Here is an 18,779-nt window from a genome sequence, read left to right as displayed (position 1 = left end):
CCGCCTCGGCAGATTGACCCCCATTGAATTCGAGACCATCATCAACCACGAGGCCCCTCAGGCCGCGTGACTAACCCTGTCACCTATCCGTGCACCAGGCCCCACGCCTCCCGATTGCGCACACGCTGTTCATTGGTGAGGAAATCCGGGTTCGTCGCCTGCTCGGGATCGCCGAACACGTCGGTCACCAGGGATTGCCACCCGCGATCGTTTTGCACCCCGATCAGGATGCTGCCGTCGGAGGTGGGATAGGCGTCATACGGGGTGATCGACGCGTGGCCGAGCCCCATCCGCGCGACCTGAGTACCGGCGTACATCTGCGTGTACATGGCATAGCCCATCCACTCCACCGCCGAGTCGAACATCGACACGTCGACGGTGGCACCCGCCCCGGTCCGCTCACGTCGGAACAGTGCGGAGAGGATCGACATCGCCGAGTACAGCGCCGCGGCGATGTCGGCGTTGGGGACGCCCGTCTTCGTGGGTGTATCCGGGGTGCCGGTCACCGAGATCATCCCGGACTCGGCCTATACGAGCATGTCGTAGGCCTTACGGTCGCGCCGAGGACCTGATGTCCCGTAGCCACTGATGTTCACCACGATCAGCGAAGGGTTCTCGGCACGCAGGGTCTCGGCGTCGAGGCCGAGCCTGTCGACCACGCCCGGTGCGGCATTCTGGATGAACACATCTGCGGAGCCGATCAGTGCAGCAGCGAACTCGCGGCCCGCCGGCGTCTTCAGGTCGACACAGACCGATTCCTTGGATCGGTTGAGCCACACGAAATGTGCCGCGAGACCGTGCACGGCACGGTCGTAGTTGCGGGCGAAGTCGCCCTCGCCAGGTCGCTCGAGCTTGATCACGCGCGCACCCAGATCGGCAAGGTGTCGGGTGGCCAACGGCCCGGCGACAGCCTGCTCGAGTGCGACCACACGCACGCCTTCGAGTGGTAACCGGCCGGCGCCGTCATATCCCGAGGGCTGTGACGAGGACGGACTCCGGTCTGTGGTGGGCATGTATCGATCGTCATCCGCATCCACCGCGGCCGTCCAATACCCGCTGGCGATGGGTCCGATTGGTTCTGGACATGGCGGGATCCGACCGAAATCGGTCTGCACGGGGGTCCGAAGGGGCTATGGTTTCCGACGCTGAGTGGCAAAAATCGTCCCGTGCGGTTAGCACAGGCACTGCACATCTGCCTCCCGCACGCTCAAGCTCACGTATTCCGTGGTGCCATCACGTTGATCACATGAACCCCGATTTCTCGATGGTGATGTCTACGTTGGGGCAGGTGAAGTCGATGACGTGGAATGCCACCGATCTGAACGACAAACACCCCGCACTCGGACCGTTCTACGACGTGCGAGAGATGGTCCTGGCGGCAACACTGGCCGCACTCGCGGGGGCGACCGGCGCTGCCGCGTGGCTCTACACCTCCGGCTGGTACGTGACCTTCATGACCGGAAACTCCGAGCGCCTGGTGCTCGAGCATTTCAAAGGTCAGCATGTGATGGCGCTGAGTGCGCTGGCGACAGTCGCGGTGTTCACAGCCGGTGTCATCGCCGCCTCGCTGGCGCGGCTTCGCCTGTGGCGCAAGGCTCGTCACGGTGCCACGCTGATGACGATGGGGGCTGCGATCCTCGCCTGGCTGTGCGATGTGATCCTCGTTGACGAGGGACATGCGATCGGCGCGATACCGGTGCTGTGTCTGGCCTTCGGTCTCGGTGCACTGAACACCTCCATCAGCCGTCGCGGCGAGGTGGTGATGCCCCTGTCCTACATGACCGGCACCCTGGTCAAGATCGGTCAGGGCGTCGCCATGCATGCGGCGAAGGTGAAGCGCTGGGCGTGGCTGCCACATCTGACCACCTACGCCGGATTCCTCCTCGGCGCCGGCATCGGCGGCACCATCTTCACCGCACTCGACACACACAGCTCATTGCTTGCACTCGCGGGCTTCGCCAGCCTCGTCGCAGTGGGGACCTGGAAGCTCGACCATCCGAGGTTCATCACGCAGGACGTGCACTGAGCCCTGTTCGACGTCCTATTCGACGGCCCTACTCGACCGGGCCCCGGGGGACGCCCGGACAGCACCCGTACAACGACGAAAGCCACCCCTTGCGGGGTGGCTTTCACGGTGGCCAGAGTCGGGATCGAACCGACGACCTTCCGCTTTTCAGGCGGACGCTCGTACCAACTGAGCTACCTGGCCGGAAGGTACCGGTGAAACACCGAGACCTCAGGCGACCCTGACGGGACTTGAACCCGCGACCTCCGCCGTGACAGGGCGGCGCGCTAACCAACTGCGCCACAGGGCCTTGTTCTGTTATCTGCACCCCCGAAGAGGGCCCAGGCGTACCCCCTACGGGATTCGAACCCGCGCTACCGCCTTGAAAGGGCGGCGTCCTAGGCCGCTAGACGAAGGGGGCCGGTTCTCCGTTCGGGAGCCGACTTAGCTTAGGACACGGTCCACACCAATCACAAATCGCCTGGTCGAGCCGATTTCCCCGGATTGCGGCCAGGCCTCGGGCGGCACGCCCGCTACTGCACACCGACTGTGGCTCGACGACCTCGGCAATACCACCGAATCCGATGATGACGCCGAATCCCGACGCTCTGGCATCTGCGGGACACATCGAATCTGCAGGGAAAATCGAGCCGGGGACCTTCCGCATCTCAGGCGGACACTCGTACCAACTGAGCACCTGGGCGGCTTCGCCGACGGGCCACCTGGTCGGGTGCAGAGATGATCGGCAACGCTTCACCGACTGTCGACCAGATGATTCTGAGCGACCCTGACGGGACTTGAACCCGCGACCTCCGCCGTGACAGGGCGGCGCGCTAACCAACTGCGCCACAGGGCCTTGCTTGCGCTCGCCGATCGTCATTCCGGCGGGCGCGCTACAGCCTAGATCACGCCGCCCGGAAACCGCCAAATCCCCTGGTCACAGCGCAGAGGGAACCGCGTTCCACACCTCGTCATCCATCGTTCACCAATTGGTCACGCGCACCGGGATAGGGTTTCGGTTCGTGCGAATCACCACTGTGCGGCCGATGACGGCCCTGTTCACCGCAACAACAGCTGTCGTCCTGGGCCTTGCCTCGGCGCCGGTCGCCGACGCTGCCCCGGCCCCGGCCACGCCCGCCGCCGCCCACACCGCGTCGTCGGGATTCACCACAGCTGAGCTTCTCGGACCGTTTCCGTCTGACGCGCCGTCGCGCGGCAGCTATCTCACGATCGTCGACGGGTTCACCACCCTGCGCTCGGCGCACCCGGAGATCATCGCCCAGAATCTCGACACCGCCGCGAAGATCAACAACGCCGCCACCAAGGCTCAGCAGGCCGATGCGATCGCCATCAACTACGACGATCGCGCCATCTCACTGAGCTATGCACTCGGCCCCACGCTGGGCGCGGCATTCCGCACCGCCTGGAACGAGGGAAAGCTCCCCAAGGTCACCGCGTTGCTCAAGGGTGACGCCGCACGTACGTCGCTGCCGTTGGGCACCACCGCGATCGAGAAGCTGTACTTCAACAACCCCCGCCCGTTCATCGTGGCGCCCAACCGTTTCCACCACTACGACCGACCCGGGGGCAACACCTATCAGGTGACCCGCGACCCGTCCTATCCGTCGGGTCACACCACTCAGGCGTACTGGAAGGGTCTGCTGCTGGCCGACTGGCTGCCCGAACTCGGTCCGCAGATCCTCACCCGTTCCTCCGACATCGGCAATGCCCGCATCGTGCTCGGCGTCCACTACCCGCTCGATGTGATCGGCGGACGCATGATGGGCCAGGCGATCGCCGCCGACCGCCTGGCGGATCCCGCATTCAACCGTCTCGTGGACGAAGCGGGCGTTCAGTTGCGCACGGTCCTGGAGAAGCAGACCCACCGATCGATCGCAGCGTCGATCAAGGCTGACGGACTCGGCGACGCGGTGGCAGCCGACGCGGCGGTCTTCACGTCACGGCTGACCTACGGGTTCCCGCGGATCGCACCCAAGACCGCGAGCACCATCCCGGCCGAATCGGCAGTGCTGCTGCGTGCGGCCTTCCCGCACCTCACCGATGCACAGCGTCTGGAGATCCTGCAGCAGACCGCTCTGCCCGCCGGATACCCGCTCGACAAGGCAGGCGCCGACGGCGGCTGGGGACGGATCGATCTGGTCGCCGCGCTGACCGCACACGTGACCATCGACAAGGCCGGCCACGCGCACGTGTGACGGCGTACCGCTGAACACGAGCCCTGCCATGCTCGACATGTGAGCGCGAATCCCCATCGGCTGCACAGCCGATGGGGATTCGCTTCTGCGTCTGCGTGACCGCCCGACTCAGAACACCGGCCCCGTGACGACTCGGTTCAGTGCGCCAGCCGCTGCTGCGGACGGCGCGGGAACCACGGCACGATCGGCGAGGTGGAACGCTGGTACTCGGCGTATTCGGGGTATTTCGACAGGGTGACCGACTCGGTGAGCACGGTGGACCCGATGAACAGGACCGTCAGCAGCACCGCGCCGATGATCGTCCACTGCCACAGCGACCCGGCCGCCACCGCACCGAAGGCGAAGATCAACCACCACTGGGCAATCTCGAAGAAGTAGTTCGGGTGACGCGAGAAGCGGAACAGTCCCCGGGTGTTGAACCGAGGAGAGGGAGTGCGGCCGGCCGCGGTCTCGGCATTCTTCCACGCGTGGAAATCCCACTGCTGCTGATCGGCGACCGTCTCCCCGACCAGCGCACACAGGAACAGGACCGCGATCACCACGTCGGCGACGCCGAACCCACCCTGGTGTTCGAAGGCGCTGTAGCCGGGCAGCGCGATGAGCACCAGCAGCAGGTTTTGATAGATCACGATGAACAACAGGTTGAACGCCGCGAACTGCCAGCTCGACATCCTCTCGCGCAGAATGGCCCACCGGTAGTCCTCGGTGCCCGTGTATCCCCCGCGTCGGGCGAAGTTGAAGGTCAGCCTGATCCCCCACAACGTGGTGAGCACCGCCATCACCATCAGCCGCATGTCATCGAAACCCGCTGCGCCGGCGAAGATCCACATGTAGACCACCGGGACCACCGACCAGATCCGGTCCACCCACGAGGTGTCGCCGGTGACCAGCGAGGCGATCCAGCACAGTGACGAGACAGCAGCGGCGACGATGACCACGACCCAGATCGGCGACATGGGTCAAAGATATGCGTCATCACCCGGTCACGAGCCAGATGGGCCACCCCGAGTCGCCTCCGCGGTGTCGAATCGGCTGTGGGTCGAATCAGCGCGCCGATTCAGACCCGGCCCTGGCCTCAGGTGGTCGAGGTCTCGCCTGCCGTGGAACTCGCAACCGGCGATCCGTCCGTCGGTGTCGAGTCGGCGAGTTCGCCGGCCTCGGCGCGCACCTTGTCGCGCACACGGGTGACGTATCGGTGGCGCGCCAGGATCAACGGGTCGTGTCGGAGATCCTTGTAGAGCGCCACACACATGACGATCATGACCACCACGAACGGCAACGCGGCGATGATCGCCATCGTCTTGATGCCGTTGAGCGCGTCGTTGCCGCTGGCCCACAGCAACAGCGCGGCGACACCGCCGGTGAGCACACCCCAGAAGACCGTCACCGATTTGGACGGCTCGTCGGCCCCCCGCTGCGAGAGCGTTCCCATCACGAGCGAGGCGGAGTCGGCGCCGGAGACGAAGAAGATGGCAACGAGAAGCATCACCAGCACCGACGCGATTCCGGTCCACGGCAGGTTGCCCAGCATGTCGAACAGCTGGGATTCCTCGTCGGTGCTACCGGACAGGTTCTTCCCATGCATCTCCTGATTGATGGCAGTGCCACCGAAGACGCAGAACCAGACCACCGACACCGAGGTGGGCACCAGCATCACGCCGATCACGAATTCGCGGATCGTGCGCCCGCGGCTGATCTTGGCCAGGAACATCCCGACGAACGGTGTCCACGACACCCACCATGCCCAGTAGAAGATCGTCCAGGTGGCCAGCCACTTCTGACCGGAGGCGTCGACGGTGGCCGACGAGCGCGACGAGAACCAGGTGATGTCGAACGCGTAGGAGCCCATGGTGGTGGGCAGTACGTTGAGGATGAACACAGTCGGGCCGACCACGAACACGAACACGGCCAACACCAGCGCCAACACCATGTTGATGTTCGACAGCCACTGGATGCCCTTGGCGACGCCCGACACCGCCGACGCGACGAACGCTGCGGTCAGCACCGCGATGATCGCGACGAGCAGCAGTTTGCCCGTGCTCGACACCCAGCCGACCTCTTCGAACCCCGAACCGATCTGAGCAGCACCCAGACCGAGCGAGGCGACAGTGCCGAACAGCGTCGCGAAAATCGCCAGGATGTCGATGACCTTGCCGCCCAGCCCGTTTGCCCGATGCCCGAGCAACGGGGCGAACACCGCGCTGAGGAGCTGGCTGCGCCCCCGGCGGTAGGTGCTGTAGGCGATGGCAAGGCCGACAACCGCATACATGGCCCACGGGTGCAGGCCCCAGTGGAACATGGTGGTGGCCATCGCAATCGAGACGTCGTGTGCACTGGTCCCCGGCGGTGCGGTCACGTAGTGCGCGAGCGGCTCACTGGCACCGTAGAACATGAGCCCGATTCCCATACCCGCGCTGAACATCATCGCGATCCAACTGACGGTGCGGTATTCGGGAGCCTCGCCGTCGCGTCCCAGGGGTATCCGCCCGTATTTGCTGAACGCCAGATAGATCGCGAAGAGCACGAACCCGGTGGCCGCGATCAGAAACAGCCACCCCATGTTGTCGGTGATCCACTTCAGGACGTCGGCGGTGACAGAGTTCAGGTTTTCCTTGTCGACGAGCCCCCAGATGACGAAGGCGATGACGAGACCACCGGTGACGCCGAACACCACGAAGTCGAATCTCCGTGTTTCATGGGCTCTGCCGGGGGTGCTCGCCTCAGATGACATACCCCCACTCAATCAAGAGTGGGCGCATCGATACAACCGGAGCCGTCGAACTGGGCTGGCAATAGCCACAATTCGGTCAGCTAAGTGCCTGGTCACGTGCGCCGGCGACAGGTCTGCACCACGGTCGCGATCATTCCCAGCGCCGCTGCCGCCATGAAGCTGGCATACACCGTCAGCGCGGTGTCGCCGCGTCCGGACGAGTACGCCGACCCTGCCCGTCGACCGCCGCCACCGAATCCGCCCTGTCGGTGGTCAGCGGTGAAGCCGCGCTGCTCGGGACTCCCGGAGCCGGGGCCACCACCGCGAAAGTCGTGTTGACCGTTGGCAGATTGGCCAGCTGCTCCGGTGGTCTGGCCTGTCGGCGGGGTGCCGGGTCCGTTCTGCCCCATTGTCCCGGGGCCACCCCCGTTCATACCCCCGAAGCCGCGTCCCTGATCACCGGTCAGCGACGAGTGATAGACGCCGATGGCGGCAGCCTGCACGAGAATCGGCATGATCCAGTAGCGCATGGGCAGGTAGAAAGCCATGACGACCGTCAGCACCTCGGCCATGTAGAAGTATCGGTCGTGCATGTTCGGCAGCAGGAACGGCACGATCACCGCAGCAGCAGTCGTGACCACCAGGATCGACGTCGCGGTCACCCCCGGCCGCGCGAACCACGACCACGCCAGGAACGCGATGATCACCAGGGCCGCGGCCGCGATACCCGCGTGAGCCAGCCATGTGACATCACCGGAGATCGGGATGAGCTGGTAGAGATTTGCTGCTCCCAGCGTGAGTGACTTGTTGGAATCGGCTTGGTCCAGATACACCGAGAGCACTGTCTTCACTGGTGCACCGACCGCCAGTGCGGGGATGTCGGCGAGCAGATAGACCACTGGGATCGCGATCAGCGAGTACCACGGCAGGTAGCGCCGGAGCACCAACCAGATCAGCACAGGGAAGATGAACACCGCCTGCAACTTGAAACTCACTGCCAAGCCGAAGAACACGCACGCCCACCAAGCGTCCGATCGGGAGAGACCGTCCGACAACGGGTTCGGTCGCATCAGGAAATACACGCCGCCCAGCGCGAAGGCCGAATAGATCGCATCGGCCTGCCCCCAGTAGGCACTGTTGGCCACGACCGACGGCAACAGCACCACGAGTGCGAACGCCAGGGCACGGATCCAGAAGTTCTGCGTCCTGAGCGCCGCTATGCGATAGGCGAAAAACCCCAGGACGACATCGAAGACGATCGAGATCGCCTTGATCCCGATCAGCGACGGGATGTGCAATGCGGTCAGTACCCATATCAGGTAGAGGTAGGGATAGTTGTAATCGGCGAATTTGTGCTTGAGCGCCGAGAACCCACCCTGATCGAGCGTGTCGTACCAGCGGCTGAGGAACTTCTGGTAGTCCAGAGTCTGGAAATGCAAGAACGGCAATCGAATTGCGATCGCTGCGACCACGATGAGGGCGATCACACTCCACCGCACAGCTCGACTGCCACCTGGTCGAACGGCATATGCGTGATGGTCGGCATGCGCGGTCGGTGACGCACTCGTGAGGGTCATGCCGAGAGTGTGACCACCGAGTCTGTGAAGTCCTTGGAAGGTGGCAGGGAGTCCAGTGGGGATCCGGGCGGCACTACGGCCAACGCATCCGCGCGAACGCGATCCGGCTGCTGGCGAGCATCCCGCTCCACCGACCCGCGGTGACTGGAGAGGTGGGCTCCTCGATCGCGCGCAGCAGGCGCGCGTCACGTCGGGCCGCCCGGCGGTCGCGACGCATCGCACGACGCTCGCGGCGCACTCGTCGGCGACGGGCCGCGCGGATGTCTTGCCCGTCGAAGTCGGCGACGTAGGGGTTGACGAGTGCTCCGACCACGATGAACGACATGATGATCGCGATGACTGCAATGAACATGGTGAGATCCCTGGTTGGCGAGACTGGTGGGAGTGCGGTGCCGGGCGTCATCGATCGGTGCCGTGACACCCATTCCGCCACGTGCGTGGCCGAGGGAAACGCGTAGCGCACTACCTCAATCCGTGGGCTCGCCGACGCAGACGCTCGGGCCAAGGCGCTGCACAGACCACCCGGCGCGCAACGCTCTGCGCGTGATGCGTGCCCACCCGCACTGGCACCCGCACTGGCACCGGCACCTCCGATATCGGCGAGATAGTCTGCACGACAAGGCTTTCGACACCATTGCGGCTGTCTCGTGGCGGACCTGGTCCCGCACATGCACGGCAGATCCGAGGCTTGTGGCGCCGGCGCAGTCGCAATGGCCGCGTTGTTCTGGGGCACCACGGGTATCGCCGCGGCACAGGCGCCGAGCGTCGCGGAGCATCACCGGCGTCACCTACGCCGGATACTCGTGGTCGATCCGATCACTCATTGCGTCGAGGATTGGCTGAATTCCTTGGGCGCATCACATCCGCTCCGATCGCCGCTACAGGCGACGAGGGACCACCTCCCCGGATGATCACATCACCTTGTAAGCTTTCCCGTGCCCTGATGAGAGTCACGGCGATCGGCCCCTTTAGCTCAGTTGGTAGAGCTACGGACTTTTAATCCGCAGGTCCTCGGTTCGAGCCCGAGAGGGGGCACCAGCGGGCCCAGTAGTGCGCCCGATCGATTCACCACGCGCGGCCTCATGCCGTCAGGTGTGCACCGCCATCGGATTCGACAACTGTTCCGGTGCGATTGGGGTTGGTGGCCAGCAGGACGATCACCTCGGCGACATCGTCGGCAGTGGCGATGTGCTTGGTGGGCAACGTCTCGGCGATCTCACCGAACAGCACATTCCTGTCATCCTGAGGGACCATGTCCCACCACGGGGTGTCAACGTAACCGGGCGAGACCGCGTTGACACGGATCGGTGCGAGCTCGGCGGCCAGCGGCTGGACGAGACCTTCGACGGCGGCGTTGAGTGATCCGGGGCCGGCAGTTCCGGGCATTCCCACGCGAGCGGTGACGGCACCGACCAGGGTGATCGACCCACCGGGAGCCAGGTGCGGGGCCACCACCTGGACAGCGGCGAGGGTCGGCCAGAACTTCTCCTCGAAGGCCGCACGCAAGGTACTGAGGTCGAGCTCGGCGAGCGCACCCACGCCCTCGTTCCCGCTGAGCGTCACGATCAGCCGGTCGAGGCTGCCGTACTCCTCGACGAGATCCGCCACGAGCGCGGCCACTGCGTCGGCATCACCCGCGTCGAGTTCGTGAGGTAGCAACGCCGGATGCGTGCCGACCGCATCAGCGAGCCGGCGCGGATCGCGACCGGCGACATGAACGATGTCGCCGAGCGTACTGAGCCGGACGGCGGCCGCCAGTCCGATTCCGGAGCTACCACCAATGACCAGGGTTGTGGGCATGACTCCACCTCTTTCGCGAGACGTGACGGTTCGTTATTCACCATAGCCGAAAAGCGGTCCGTCGCGTCTCGCTTTGTTAGTCTGGGCACATGCCGACATCCGATCCGGTCAGACGCGGCCCCAAACGCAGCGAGCACTCGCGAATGGCGATCCTGACCGCAGCCTTCGAACTGACCCGTGACGAGGGATATCGGAACCTGACCATCGAAGGGATCGCTGCACGCGCCGGCGTGGGTAAGCAGACCGTCTACCGCTGGTGGCCGACCAAGGCCGATGTCCTGTTGGAGGCACTCGCCACCAAGGCGCAGTTGCGAGTGTCGGTGGCCGACCGCGGGGCCTATCGGGACGAACTCGACGAGTTCCTCCGCGATTCGTTCACCCTCCTCGCCATCCCCGGCGTGACCCCGGCTCTCCGCAGCCTGATGGCCGAGTCGCAATTCGACCCGCAGTTCGCACTGCGCTTCCGGGACGGATTCCTGGACAAGCGCCGCGCGGCGCTCACCGAGATCGTCGCGCGTGCCCGCGCTCGCGGTGACGCCCCCGAGCAGATGTCCGACGACCTGATTGCCGACCTCGTGTTCGGCACCATCTGGTGCCGCATCCTCGCCACGGATCGCGCACTGGATGAGACCGATCTGGCGGTCCTGCGCGATCTGGTCGATCCGGCGCACATTCCGGCAGATCGGCGGTTGTGACCCGTCTCTCACCACCTTATGTCCGGTGATGCCCGTTTCGTCAGGTCGCCAACTGACCCAATGGACAGGAATACTTCCCACCAGGCAATCCGGCACCACCGTGGGCGTCGGGCTCCACCGGACGATGCGGAGCACAACCCATGAGCAATTACATCTGGGGACGACCCACGCCGGTCCCCGACCAGTGCAGCGGCCCCCACACCTACGGCCCCGGCTGCACCTACAACGCCGAGGATCACGCGCGTCCCCCTTATCCGGAAGAACTGCGCCCGGGCGCCGGCATCAGTGCCGACGACGCCGCCTGATCGCATCTCCCCGGTCACCGTCCCTCAACGCTACGAGACACTGAGTTTCGCACAATTAGGTTGTGCACAATCTGATTGTGCGATACCGTCTTTTCTGTGAGCACACCACCCAGCCTCGACGAGCACCTGTGCTTCGCCCTGTATTCGGCCTCGCGAGCGATCACGGCCGCCGAACGTCCCGGGCTGCAGGAACTCGGGCTCACCTATCCGCAGTATCTGGTCATGCTCGTGCTGTGGGAGGCCGACGGTGACGTGACGGTCAGCCAGATTGGTGACCGTCTCGCACTGGATTCCGGGACACTGTCCCCGCTTCTCAAGCGTCTCCAGACCCTCGGACTGATCGAGCGCGCGCGTTCGGCCGAGGACGAGCGCTCGGTTCTGGTGTCGCTCACCGAGTCCGGAGCGCAGATGCGGATGCGCGCCGGTTGCGTGGTGGCGGCAGCCATCACGGCCGACACACCGCTCGACGCCGAACCGTCGCACGACGGCGATGAGTTCACCGTCGATGAGCTCGAAGAGCTTCGCGATGCACTCAACCGTCTCACGAATGTCCTGCGGCACAAGACAGTTGCCCGCACGTAGACACGCATGACCACCCGAACTCTCATCCATCAACCACAAGGAGTCACCATGAAGACGCTCTACACCGCAGAAGCACTCGCCACCGGCGACGGACGCAACGGCCACGCGCGTACCGACGACGGCAAGGTCGACGTGAACCTCGCCGCACCGAAGGAGATGGGCGGGTCGGGTGAGGGCACCAACCCCGAGCAGCTCTTCGCCGCCGGATACGCCGCGTGCTTCCACAGCGCGCTGCGACTGGTCGCCAAGCAGGACGGCGCCGATGTCACCGACTCCGCTGTCGGCGCGCGCGTGTCGATCGGACCGAACGACGCGGGCGGCTTCGGACTCGCCGTCGCCCTCGAGGTGACCCTCCCCCATGTCGACCACGACAAGGCGCTCGAGCTCACCGAGAAGGCCCACCAGGTGTGCCCGTACTCCAACGCCACCCACGGCAACATCGATGTGGCGCTCAGCGTCACCGAGGACTGACGCCGGCGACAGACAGAACGGCCAGGTCGACGCCACATGGCCACGATATGATCCCGCGTTGATCCCGCCCGACCAGTCGCCGTCCGCGACGGCTGGTCGGGCTGGTCGATGTGCGCTGTGCTGGAATACCTTCACGCACCAGCGCGCACGCGGGGGGGGGAACACGGAATGGCCGACAGTCACACGAACCAGGGGAACCGATCACCGGTCCCCTGGTTCGTCGCGACTGTGGCCGTGGTGGTCGCCACCGCGATCTTCTGCGCTGTCACCCTGTCGCAGCGGGCAAGCGGTTCCGAGGACACGCGCATCTCCGCCCCCGACTCCTCGCCCATCGCGTCGGACGCCGACGCCGCTGTGGGAGTGGGTGACTGCGGCGCGGTGGTCGACCGGCGATTCGAGCGCGCGACCTGCCGCACGTCGCAGGCACCGTATGCGGTGGTTGCAGTGGGTGGCGCCGGCGACTCCTGCGCGGTGGGCGTGTCACAGCTGCACTCCGACGGCCACACGCTGTGTCTGGTGGTCGATCTGATCACCGACGGCTGCTACACCCGGCCCACCGACAACGCCTGGATCGCCCCGGCGGCATGCGGATCAGCAGGCAGCATGCGGGTGCGTTCAGTCCACCAGGGAGCCAGACAGTCCCGGTTGTGCACGTCACATCAGTGGTCGTACTGGTGGGAGCGGCCCCCGGTCACCGTGTGCGTCACACGCTACTGATCCCAGCTGAGTCGCAGAACCGTTCTGGGGCAACACCGCATGCCCAGACCATCGCACACCGCCGCACCGATCATCTGCCGACGGGCAGCGAATTCGCGTAGTCGAGCAGATCCTTCGGCGCCCACAGCGCATTCGGATCAGAATTGAGCAGGATGCTGATCGCCGACCGGTCCGGATCGGAGAACGTCAGCATCAGATCCGACGTGCCCTGTGGCGCCACCTGATAGGCATCACCATGCGCCCATGTGACTTTCGTGGCACCCGGCGCAAACGACGGCACCGCCAGGTCGCGCGCCTTGGAGCTGTCCCAGAAGTCCACGTACCAGGTGAGCGGCGGATGAGTCTGCGACTTCGGCGAATCGGACTTGGGCGAATCAGACTTGGGCGAATCAGACTTGGGCGAATCACAGACGAGCCGCGCGGTGCTCTGCGCACCCGACTGATCAGCACCCACCACCGGTGCGCGGCGGACCACGCAGCGCATGTCGTCGAATCCGGTCCCCCCCGGCGCCGTGGGCAAGAGGGTGCCCAGTCGCCGCATCAGTGGCGCGATCTCTCCGTAACCCTGTGGCGCGGTTGCCTTCTCGCCGGCCGACGCCGCCGACAGGCGATCATCGTCACCGATGGCCGACACCGTGTAGGTGTGCTCTCCCGCAGTGGCCGAGTAATCGTCGAAACGGGTCGTGTCATCGCCCGACTTCGTGGAGCGGTAGATCACCTGACCATCACGGCTGACCACATAGCCCTGCGCACCCGACACCGATTTCCACGAGATCGCCACGTGATCGGCGGTCGCGGTGACCGTGGGCGCCGAGGGGACACCGGCCGCGGCGGGCGTGTCCTCGCCGACGAACGAGTGGACCACCAGATACATCAGGATCCCCACGATCGCCGCGACGATGACCGCCCCGGCGAGCACCGGCCACTTCAGACCGCGTGTGCCACCGCCGTTTCCGCCGCCACGCAGTGACCGAGCGGGTTCCATCTCGGCGGTGACCGAGTACATCATCGTCGATTTCTTGCTCATACCGGCATCCGCATCGTCGTGTTCTTCGCTGCCACACCGTCTCGCCGCGTGACCGAGACGGTGATCACCACACCTGCTCGTTCGTTGTCGTCGAACACCAGATAGGCGAGACCTCCCCCGCGCACGTTCTTCCAGAACACGCGGGCAGGATGGCGCTGGACCGTGGTGACGCGCGCCGACGGTGTCCGGAACAGGGTCGAGGCGAGTGCCTTGTCGCGCGTCGCGCGATCGGCGTATGCGGCGACGGTGACCGAGTCGGCGGGGCCGAGGCCGGCGGTGTTACGACCGGCACCGTTGCAGAACATCTGTCCGGCAACAGGATTGGCCGGATCGGTGGACCCCTCGAGTCCGGTGCAGTGCATGCCGCCGAAGCCTGCGGCGGTCGGCGTCGCAGGCAGCAGCGCCGGCATCAGCCCGACCAGACCGGTGAGCGCACCCCACCCCTCGTCGACGGTCACCGGCGCGGACTGCGCCCCGTAGTCCGATCCCGCCCGGTCGGCCGATCGGGCGGCAACCGAGTAACGGTGGGTGCCCGGCAGCGGAAGTTGCTGGCGCACCGAGGTCTGCGACCCGGAGTAGACGACCCCCTCGTCGGATCGGACCTCATAGCTCGTGGCATCGGTGACCGGCTTCCACGACAGCGTCAACGCATCACCGTCGATCGCCGCCGTGGGTGCGCCCGGGGCGGCGAGTGCGGCGGGCTGCTCGTCCCCACCCACGCTCACCGCGACGACGGCACCCACCACGGCCGCGACCACCGCTGCGGCGACCAGCGGTATCCACGCGGGAATCCGGGATCGGCGTTCCGGTGCCGAGAACGGCACCTCACGCGCGGGTGTGGCGGGCGTAGGACGAATCTGCTCTGTGCGTTCCCACCCGTTGTCGCCGAGGGGATCGCGACCGGACCCGGCAAATCCCGCACCGTTGCCACCCGAATTGTTGCCGCCCGAATTGTTGCCGCCCAGACCGTTGCCGCCCGGACCGCCGCTCACCGCAGCAGTGCTGCCCGGCGCGCCGGCGGGGCGCATCGCTGCGTCGGCAACGCCTGTCGAGGTGGCCGGCACCCCGGCCAGCGCTGCAGACAGCTCCGTAGCGAATTCACCGCAGGTGGCATATCGATCGGCGGGGGCTTTGGCCATCGCGCGTGCGAGCACCCGATCGACACGCTCACCGAGGTAGGGGCATCTCGACGATGCCGGCGGCACGTCGGCGATCAGATGGGCTGCCATCAGCGATTGATGATCGGTCGCCGAGAAGGGCAATCCGCCGGTCAGCATCTCGTAGGCGGTGACGCCGAGTCCGTACACATCGACGCGGTGGTCGGTCGGTCCACCCGAGATCTGTTCGGGGGCGGCGTAGCGCAGCGTGCCGACCGTCTGGCTGGCGCCGGGTTCACCCGGGTCGTGTCCGGGTGCGGTGACCGTCTCGCCGAAGATGCCGGCGATCCCGAAGTCGGTGAGCTTGACCTCCGCCGGTCGCCCCTGCTGGCCGCCCGGTGTGGCGACGATGTTCGCCGGCTTCACATCCCGGTGGACGATCCCGCGCCGATGGGCGAAGTCGAGTCCCGCGGCGACACCGGAGATCACGTCGGCGACGATCTGCGGACGGACCGGACCCGCCGAGCACAGCCGCCCAGCGTCGACTCCGGGTACATACTCCATCGCGATCCACAATCGCCCGTCGTCCATCCCCCGGTCGAAGACCGTGACGATGTTGGGGTGATCGAGGGAGGCCAACACGTCGCCCTCGCGGGTGAATCGCGCGACCAGATCGGGATCGTCGCCGAAGCCCTCGTGCAGCACCTTCAGCGCGTCGGTGCGCGGCAGCCGCGGATGCCGGACCACATACACCGATCCCATTCCGCCGCGCCCCAGTTCGGAGACCACCTCGTACCCGGCGATCCGCTGCCCCGTGTCCAGCCCTGACGACACTGTCTTCCTCCCCCTCGCACCGCCCCCAGCCGAGTCGTGTGCCGACCACGGCTCCCCGCCGAAACCCCCCTCGTAGTGCGTGAACACCGCTCACGAGGGGTAAAGCACAGGGATATAGCTCACAAAACCGGGGATAATGGTGCCATTTCGGCCTCCCCGGCGATGATCGAGGGGGAGCCTTTCACACACCGCACACGTGCGCGCGTCCGACGAGGCCGCCACCCTTCGTGAAAAGCTACTGCACCGTAAGTTTCCCCTTGGGACCGTCAGCGCCATGACGTACCCTCGTTACCGTCACGCTCCGAGGAAAGGTCGATCCATGACACGTGAGCTGAGCCAGCTTGAGCTCCTGCGCGAACTCGCGCCGGTGGCCGAAGAGAACGTCAATCGGCACCTGTCGATCGCGAAGAACTGGAACCCGCACGACTACGTGCCGTGGGATGAGGGCCGCAACTTCGCTGCGCTCGGCGGTGTCGACTACGACCCCGAGCAGTCGCAGCTCGACGAGGTCGCCAAGGCCGCGATGATCACCAACCTGCTCACCGAGGACAACCTGCCCTCCTACCACCGGGTGATCGCCGAGAACTTCTCGATGGACAGCGCCTGGGGCCACTGGGTGGGTCGGTGGACCGCCGAGGAGAACCGCCACGGCATCGTGATGCGCGACTACCTGGTGGTCACCCGCGGTGTCGACCCGGCCGCCCTCGAGGCCGACCGCATGGTGCACATGACCAACGGCTTCAACCCGGAGACGCAGGCCGGCGAGCACATGGCCGAGATCCAGGCCAACGGCGGCCAGATGGGTCTGCTGCACTCGGTGGCCTATGTGACCTTCCAGGAGCTCGCCACACGTGTGAGCCACCGCAACACCGGCAAGGCCTGCAACGACCCCATCGCCGACCGCATGCTCCAGCGCATCGCCGCCGACGAGAACCTGCACATGATCTTCTACCGCAACATCTGCGGCAGCGCCCTCGACGTGGCGCCCGACCAGACCATGGAGGCGGTCACCGACATCGTGACCAACTTCCAGATGCCCGGCGCGGGCATGCCCAACTTCCGCCGTCACGGCGTGTTGATGGCCAAGCACGGTATCTACGACCTGCGACAGCACCTCGAAGAGGTGGTCCAGCCGGTACTGCGCAAATGGAAGGTCTTCGAGCGCGAGGACTTCACCGCCAAGGGCGAGGCCGCTCGCGACCAGCTCGCCGACTTCCTCGAGAAGCTCGAGAAGGACACCCTCAGGTTCGAGGAGATGCGCGATCGCGCACTGGCCCGTGAGGCCAAGAAGCGCGAGGCCCAGGCCTCCTGAGACGGCCGCTGCCCTCGCTGTCCTCCTCGACACGCGCGGCGGCGTTACGGGCGGCGCTGCGGCTCGGGTCATACCGGCGATTGGCACCTGACCCCGGTGGGCTTCTACCCTCGATCAGGTGAGCACCATCATCGAGCGTCCGAGCGCACCTGGTCGGCTGCCCGAGACCGGGGCCGCGTCTGCATCCGAGCAGCCAACCACGCCCGCCCGGACACCTGCGTTGTCGATCGGGTCGATCGACCTGACGAGCCCGGTGGTCCTGGCGCCGATGGCCGGGGTCACCAACGTCGCTTTCCGCACGCTGTGCCGTGAACTCGAGCTCGAACGCACCGGCACGGTGTCAGGTCTGTATGTCTGCGAGATGGTGACGGCACGCGCGTTGGTGGAACGCCACCCCACCACGATGCACATGACCACCTTCGGTCCGGATGAGAATCCGAGGTCGATGCAGCTCTACACTGTCGACCCCGAATACACCTATGCCGCAGCGAAGATGATCGTCGACGAGAACCTCGCCGATCACATCGACATGAATTTCGGCTGCCCGGTCCCCAAGGTCACCCGCAAGGGCGGCGGTTCGGCGATCCCTTACAAGCGGCGTCTGTTCGCCAACATCGTCGCTGCAGCCGTGCGCGCCACCGAAGGCACCGACATCCCGGTGACCGTGAAGTTCCGCGTGGGTATCGACGACGAGCACCACACACATCTCGACGCCGGCCGCATCGCCGCCGAGGAAGGTGCAAAAGCTGTTGCGCTACACGCTCGTACCGCCTCTCAGCGATACTCCGGAGAGGCGAACTGGGATGAGATCGCACGACTCAAGGAACATGTGACGTCGGTACCGGTGCTCGGTAACGGCGACATCTTCGAAGCACCCGACGCCGTGGCGATGATGCGCCAGACCGGTTGCGACGGCGTGGTGGTCGGCCGTGGGTGTCTGGGACGGCCGTGGCTGTTCGCCGAACTGAGCGCCGAACTCAACGGCACACCGGCCCCGGCCTCGCCGAACCTCGGCGAGGTGGGTGCGATCATCATCCGCCACGGACGGTTGCTCGCCGATCACCACGGCGAGGACAAGGGCATGCGGGAAATCCGCAAGCACGTCGCCTGGTACCTGCGCGGTTTTCCGGTCGGTTCTCAGATCCGTGCGCAGATGTCGCTCGTCCGCACCGTCGATGAGCTCGCCGAACTGGTGTCGACACTGCCCGCCGACGCCCCCTTCCCCTCCGACGGGCACGGCCCGCGCGGACGACAGGGATCACCGGCGAAGGTCGCACTGCCCGACGGGTGGCTCGACGATCCCGACGACGACGCCGTCCCCGCCGGCGCCGAGGTGATGCACTCGGGCGGATAGATGGCCGCGCCGGGCAGGTAGGTCACCGTCGGGCAGGCGGGGCACGGGACAGGTACTTTGTGGGAGCTCGGCGGTGT

Annotated in this window: 16 protein-coding genes, 5 tRNA genes and 1 pseudogene; 10 read left to right on the top strand and 12 right to left on the bottom strand. The window is 65.8% G+C overall.

Annotation, left to right across the window (positions count from 1 at the left end; genetic code table 11):
* Nucleotides 1-110 precede the first annotated feature (110 nt).
* Nucleotides 111-1,013, bottom strand: a pseudogene (locus tag IEW22_RS10495) (CaiB/BaiF CoA transferase family protein); the annotation flags it as partial.
* A 233-nt stretch (nucleotides 1,014-1,246) separates the two neighbouring features.
* Here IEW22_RS10495 and IEW22_RS10490 point away from each other — a divergent pair.
* Complete coding sequence (locus tag IEW22_RS10490) at nucleotides 1,247-2,026, top strand: YoaK family protein (protein ID WP_229742442.1); 780 nt, start codon at nucleotides 1,247-1,249, stop codon at nucleotides 2,024-2,026.
* 109 nt (nucleotides 2,027-2,135) lie between these two features.
* On the opposite strand, the gene IEW22_RS10485 is transcribed toward IEW22_RS10490, so the two are convergent.
* The 4 genes from IEW22_RS10485 to IEW22_RS10470 form a co-directional block, all read right to left on the bottom strand.
* Nucleotides 2,136-2,209 (bottom strand) — tRNA-Phe (locus IEW22_RS10485).
* Nucleotides 2,210-2,241: 32 nt separating this feature from the next.
* Nucleotides 2,242-2,315: transfer RNA gene (locus IEW22_RS10480), tRNA-Asp, on the bottom strand.
* Between the two features lie 38 nt (nucleotides 2,316-2,353).
* Nucleotides 2,354-2,426: transfer RNA gene (locus IEW22_RS10475), tRNA-Glu, on the bottom strand.
* A gap of 361 nt (nucleotides 2,427-2,787) precedes the next feature.
* A tRNA-Asp gene (locus IEW22_RS10470) sits at nucleotides 2,788-2,861 on the bottom strand.
* 166 nt (nucleotides 2,862-3,027) lie between these two features.
* On the opposite strand from IEW22_RS10470, the gene IEW22_RS10465 reads away from it, so the two are divergent.
* Nucleotides 3,028-4,221: an acid phosphatase gene (locus tag IEW22_RS10465; protein WP_229742441.1), complete on the top strand. Its 1,194-nt coding sequence runs from the start codon at nucleotides 3,028-3,030 to the stop codon at nucleotides 4,219-4,221.
* 137 nt (nucleotides 4,222-4,358) lie between these two features.
* On the opposite strand, the gene IEW22_RS10460 is transcribed toward IEW22_RS10465, so the two are convergent.
* From IEW22_RS10460 to IEW22_RS10445, 4 genes are all read right to left on the bottom strand, one after another.
* A complete protein-coding gene (locus IEW22_RS10460; protein ID WP_188586546.1) occupies nucleotides 4,359-5,177 on the bottom strand; it encodes a DUF1295 domain-containing protein in 819 nt (272 codons plus the stop codon).
* Between the two features lie 119 nt (nucleotides 5,178-5,296).
* Complete coding sequence (locus IEW22_RS10455; protein WP_188586545.1) at nucleotides 5,297-6,952, bottom strand: BCCT family transporter; 1,656 nt, start codon at nucleotides 6,950-6,952, stop codon at nucleotides 5,297-5,299.
* A 92-nt stretch (nucleotides 6,953-7,044) separates the two neighbouring features.
* Complete coding sequence (locus IEW22_RS10450; protein ID WP_229742438.1) at nucleotides 7,045-8,508, bottom strand: hypothetical protein; 1,464 nt, start codon at nucleotides 8,506-8,508, stop codon at nucleotides 7,045-7,047.
* A gap of 73 nt (nucleotides 8,509-8,581) precedes the next feature.
* Nucleotides 8,582-8,860 (bottom strand): hypothetical protein, encoded by a 279-nt coding sequence (locus IEW22_RS10445; RefSeq protein ID WP_188586544.1) that lies wholly within the window; start codon nucleotides 8,858-8,860, stop codon nucleotides 8,582-8,584.
* A 610-nt stretch (nucleotides 8,861-9,470) separates the two neighbouring features.
* Here IEW22_RS10445 and IEW22_RS10440 point away from each other — a divergent pair.
* A tRNA-Lys gene (locus tag IEW22_RS10440) sits at nucleotides 9,471-9,546 on the top strand.
* A gap of 42 nt (nucleotides 9,547-9,588) precedes the next feature.
* Here the strand turns inward: IEW22_RS10440 and IEW22_RS10435 are convergent.
* Entirely contained in the window at nucleotides 9,589-10,308 is a 720-nt protein-coding gene (locus IEW22_RS10435) for an SDR family oxidoreductase (protein ID WP_188586543.1), read from the bottom strand.
* An 89-nt stretch (nucleotides 10,309-10,397) separates the two neighbouring features.
* Here IEW22_RS10435 and IEW22_RS10430 point away from each other — a divergent pair, with 89 nt between their 5' ends.
* From IEW22_RS10430 to IEW22_RS10410, 5 genes are all read left to right on the top strand, one after another.
* On the top strand, nucleotides 10,398-11,003 hold the full coding sequence (locus IEW22_RS10430; protein WP_188586542.1) for a TetR/AcrR family transcriptional regulator: 606 nt from the start codon (nucleotides 10,398-10,400) through the stop codon (nucleotides 11,001-11,003).
* 140 nt (nucleotides 11,004-11,143) lie between these two features.
* The gene (locus tag IEW22_RS10425) at nucleotides 11,144-11,308 is read left to right on the top strand and encodes a hypothetical protein (RefSeq protein WP_188586541.1); all 165 of its coding nucleotides are present in this window, start codon (nucleotides 11,144-11,146) and stop codon (nucleotides 11,306-11,308) included.
* 96 nt (nucleotides 11,309-11,404) lie between these two features.
* Nucleotides 11,405-11,890 carry a MarR family winged helix-turn-helix transcriptional regulator gene (locus IEW22_RS10420; protein ID WP_188586540.1) on the top strand — a complete coding sequence of 162 codons (486 nt, stop codon included), beginning with the start codon at nucleotides 11,405-11,407 and terminating at the stop codon, nucleotides 11,888-11,890.
* A 48-nt stretch (nucleotides 11,891-11,938) separates the two neighbouring features.
* Nucleotides 11,939-12,361, top strand: coding sequence for an organic hydroperoxide resistance protein (locus tag IEW22_RS10415; RefSeq protein WP_188586539.1), 423 nt, complete (start codon nucleotides 11,939-11,941; stop codon nucleotides 12,359-12,361).
* A gap of 168 nt (nucleotides 12,362-12,529) precedes the next feature.
* Nucleotides 12,530-13,078, top strand: coding sequence for a hypothetical protein (locus tag IEW22_RS10410; RefSeq protein WP_188586538.1), 549 nt, complete (start codon nucleotides 12,530-12,532; stop codon nucleotides 13,076-13,078).
* A 70-nt stretch (nucleotides 13,079-13,148) separates the two neighbouring features.
* On the opposite strand, the gene IEW22_RS10405 is transcribed toward IEW22_RS10410, so the two are convergent.
* Together IEW22_RS10405 and IEW22_RS10400 are read right to left on the bottom strand one after the other, a co-directional pair.
* A complete protein-coding gene (locus IEW22_RS10405) occupies nucleotides 13,149-14,105 on the bottom strand; it encodes a hypothetical protein (protein WP_188586537.1) in 957 nt (318 codons plus the stop codon).
* Entirely contained in the window at nucleotides 14,102-16,036 is a 1,935-nt protein-coding gene (locus IEW22_RS10400; RefSeq protein ID WP_188586536.1) for a serine/threonine-protein kinase, read from the bottom strand. Before IEW22_RS10400 ends, IEW22_RS10405 begins: the two co-directional genes overlap by 4 nt.
* A gap of 319 nt (nucleotides 16,037-16,355) precedes the next feature.
* Between IEW22_RS10400 and IEW22_RS10395 the strand changes: the two genes are divergently transcribed.
* Nucleotides 16,356-17,348: an acyl-ACP desaturase gene (locus tag IEW22_RS10395; RefSeq protein WP_188586535.1), complete on the top strand. Its 993-nt coding sequence runs from the start codon at nucleotides 16,356-16,358 to the stop codon at nucleotides 17,346-17,348.
* Nucleotides 17,349-17,616: 268 nt separating this feature from the next.
* On the top strand, nucleotides 17,617-18,702 hold the full coding sequence (gene dusB, locus IEW22_RS10390; protein WP_229742446.1) for a tRNA dihydrouridine synthase DusB: 1,086 nt from the start codon (nucleotides 17,617-17,619) through the stop codon (nucleotides 18,700-18,702).
* The last annotated feature ends 77 nt before the right edge of the window (nucleotides 18,703-18,779 follow it).

The organism is Gordonia jinhuaensis (assembly GCF_014639795.1).
In the GTDB taxonomy this organism is placed as follows: domain Bacteria; phylum Actinomycetota; class Actinomycetes; order Mycobacteriales; family Mycobacteriaceae; genus Gordonia_B; species Gordonia_B jinhuaensis.
This window is presented reverse-complemented; position numbering and strand designations above follow the sequence as displayed.

What these genes read in the sequence shown, in the direction of transcription:
- IEW22_RS10450 (WP_229742438.1), bottom strand. Translation starts at nt 8,508, where the DNA reads ATGACCCTCACGAGTGCGTCACCGACCGCGCATGCCGACCATCACGCA.
- IEW22_RS10415 (WP_188586539.1), top strand. Translation starts at nt 11,939, where the DNA reads ATGAAGACGCTCTACACCGCAGAAGCACTCGCCACCGGCGACGGACGC.
- IEW22_RS10395 (WP_188586535.1), top strand. Translation starts at nt 16,356, where the DNA reads ATGACACGTGAGCTGAGCCAGCTTGAGCTCCTGCGCGAACTCGCGCCG.
- IEW22_RS10460 (WP_188586546.1), bottom strand. Translation starts at nt 5,177, where the DNA reads ATGTCGCCGATCTGGGTCGTGGTCATCGTCGCCGCTGCTGTCTCGTCA.
- IEW22_RS10405 (WP_188586537.1), bottom strand. Translation starts at nt 14,105, where the DNA reads ATGAGCAAGAAATCGACGATGATGTACTCGGTCACCGCCGAGATGGAA.
- IEW22_RS10455 (WP_188586545.1), bottom strand. Translation starts at nt 6,952, where the DNA reads ATGTCATCTGAGGCGAGCACCCCCGGCAGAGCCCATGAAACACGGAGA.
- IEW22_RS10430 (WP_188586542.1), top strand. Translation starts at nt 10,398, where the DNA reads ATGCCGACATCCGATCCGGTCAGACGCGGCCCCAAACGCAGCGAGCAC.
- IEW22_RS10435 (WP_188586543.1), bottom strand. Translation starts at nt 10,308, where the DNA reads ATGCCCACAACCCTGGTCATTGGTGGTAGCTCCGGAATCGGACTGGCG.
- IEW22_RS10445 (WP_188586544.1), bottom strand. Translation starts at nt 8,860, where the DNA reads ATGTTCATTGCAGTCATCGCGATCATCATGTCGTTCATCGTGGTCGGA.
- IEW22_RS10490 (WP_229742442.1), top strand. Translation starts at nt 1,247, where the DNA reads ATGAACCCCGATTTCTCGATGGTGATGTCTACGTTGGGGCAGGTGAAG.
- dusB (WP_229742446.1), top strand. Translation starts at nt 17,617, where the DNA reads ATGGCCGGGGTCACCAACGTCGCTTTCCGCACGCTGTGCCGTGAACTC.
- IEW22_RS10425 (WP_188586541.1), top strand. Translation starts at nt 11,144, where the DNA reads ATGAGCAATTACATCTGGGGACGACCCACGCCGGTCCCCGACCAGTGC.
- IEW22_RS10410 (WP_188586538.1), top strand. Translation starts at nt 12,530, where the DNA reads ATGGCCGACAGTCACACGAACCAGGGGAACCGATCACCGGTCCCCTGG.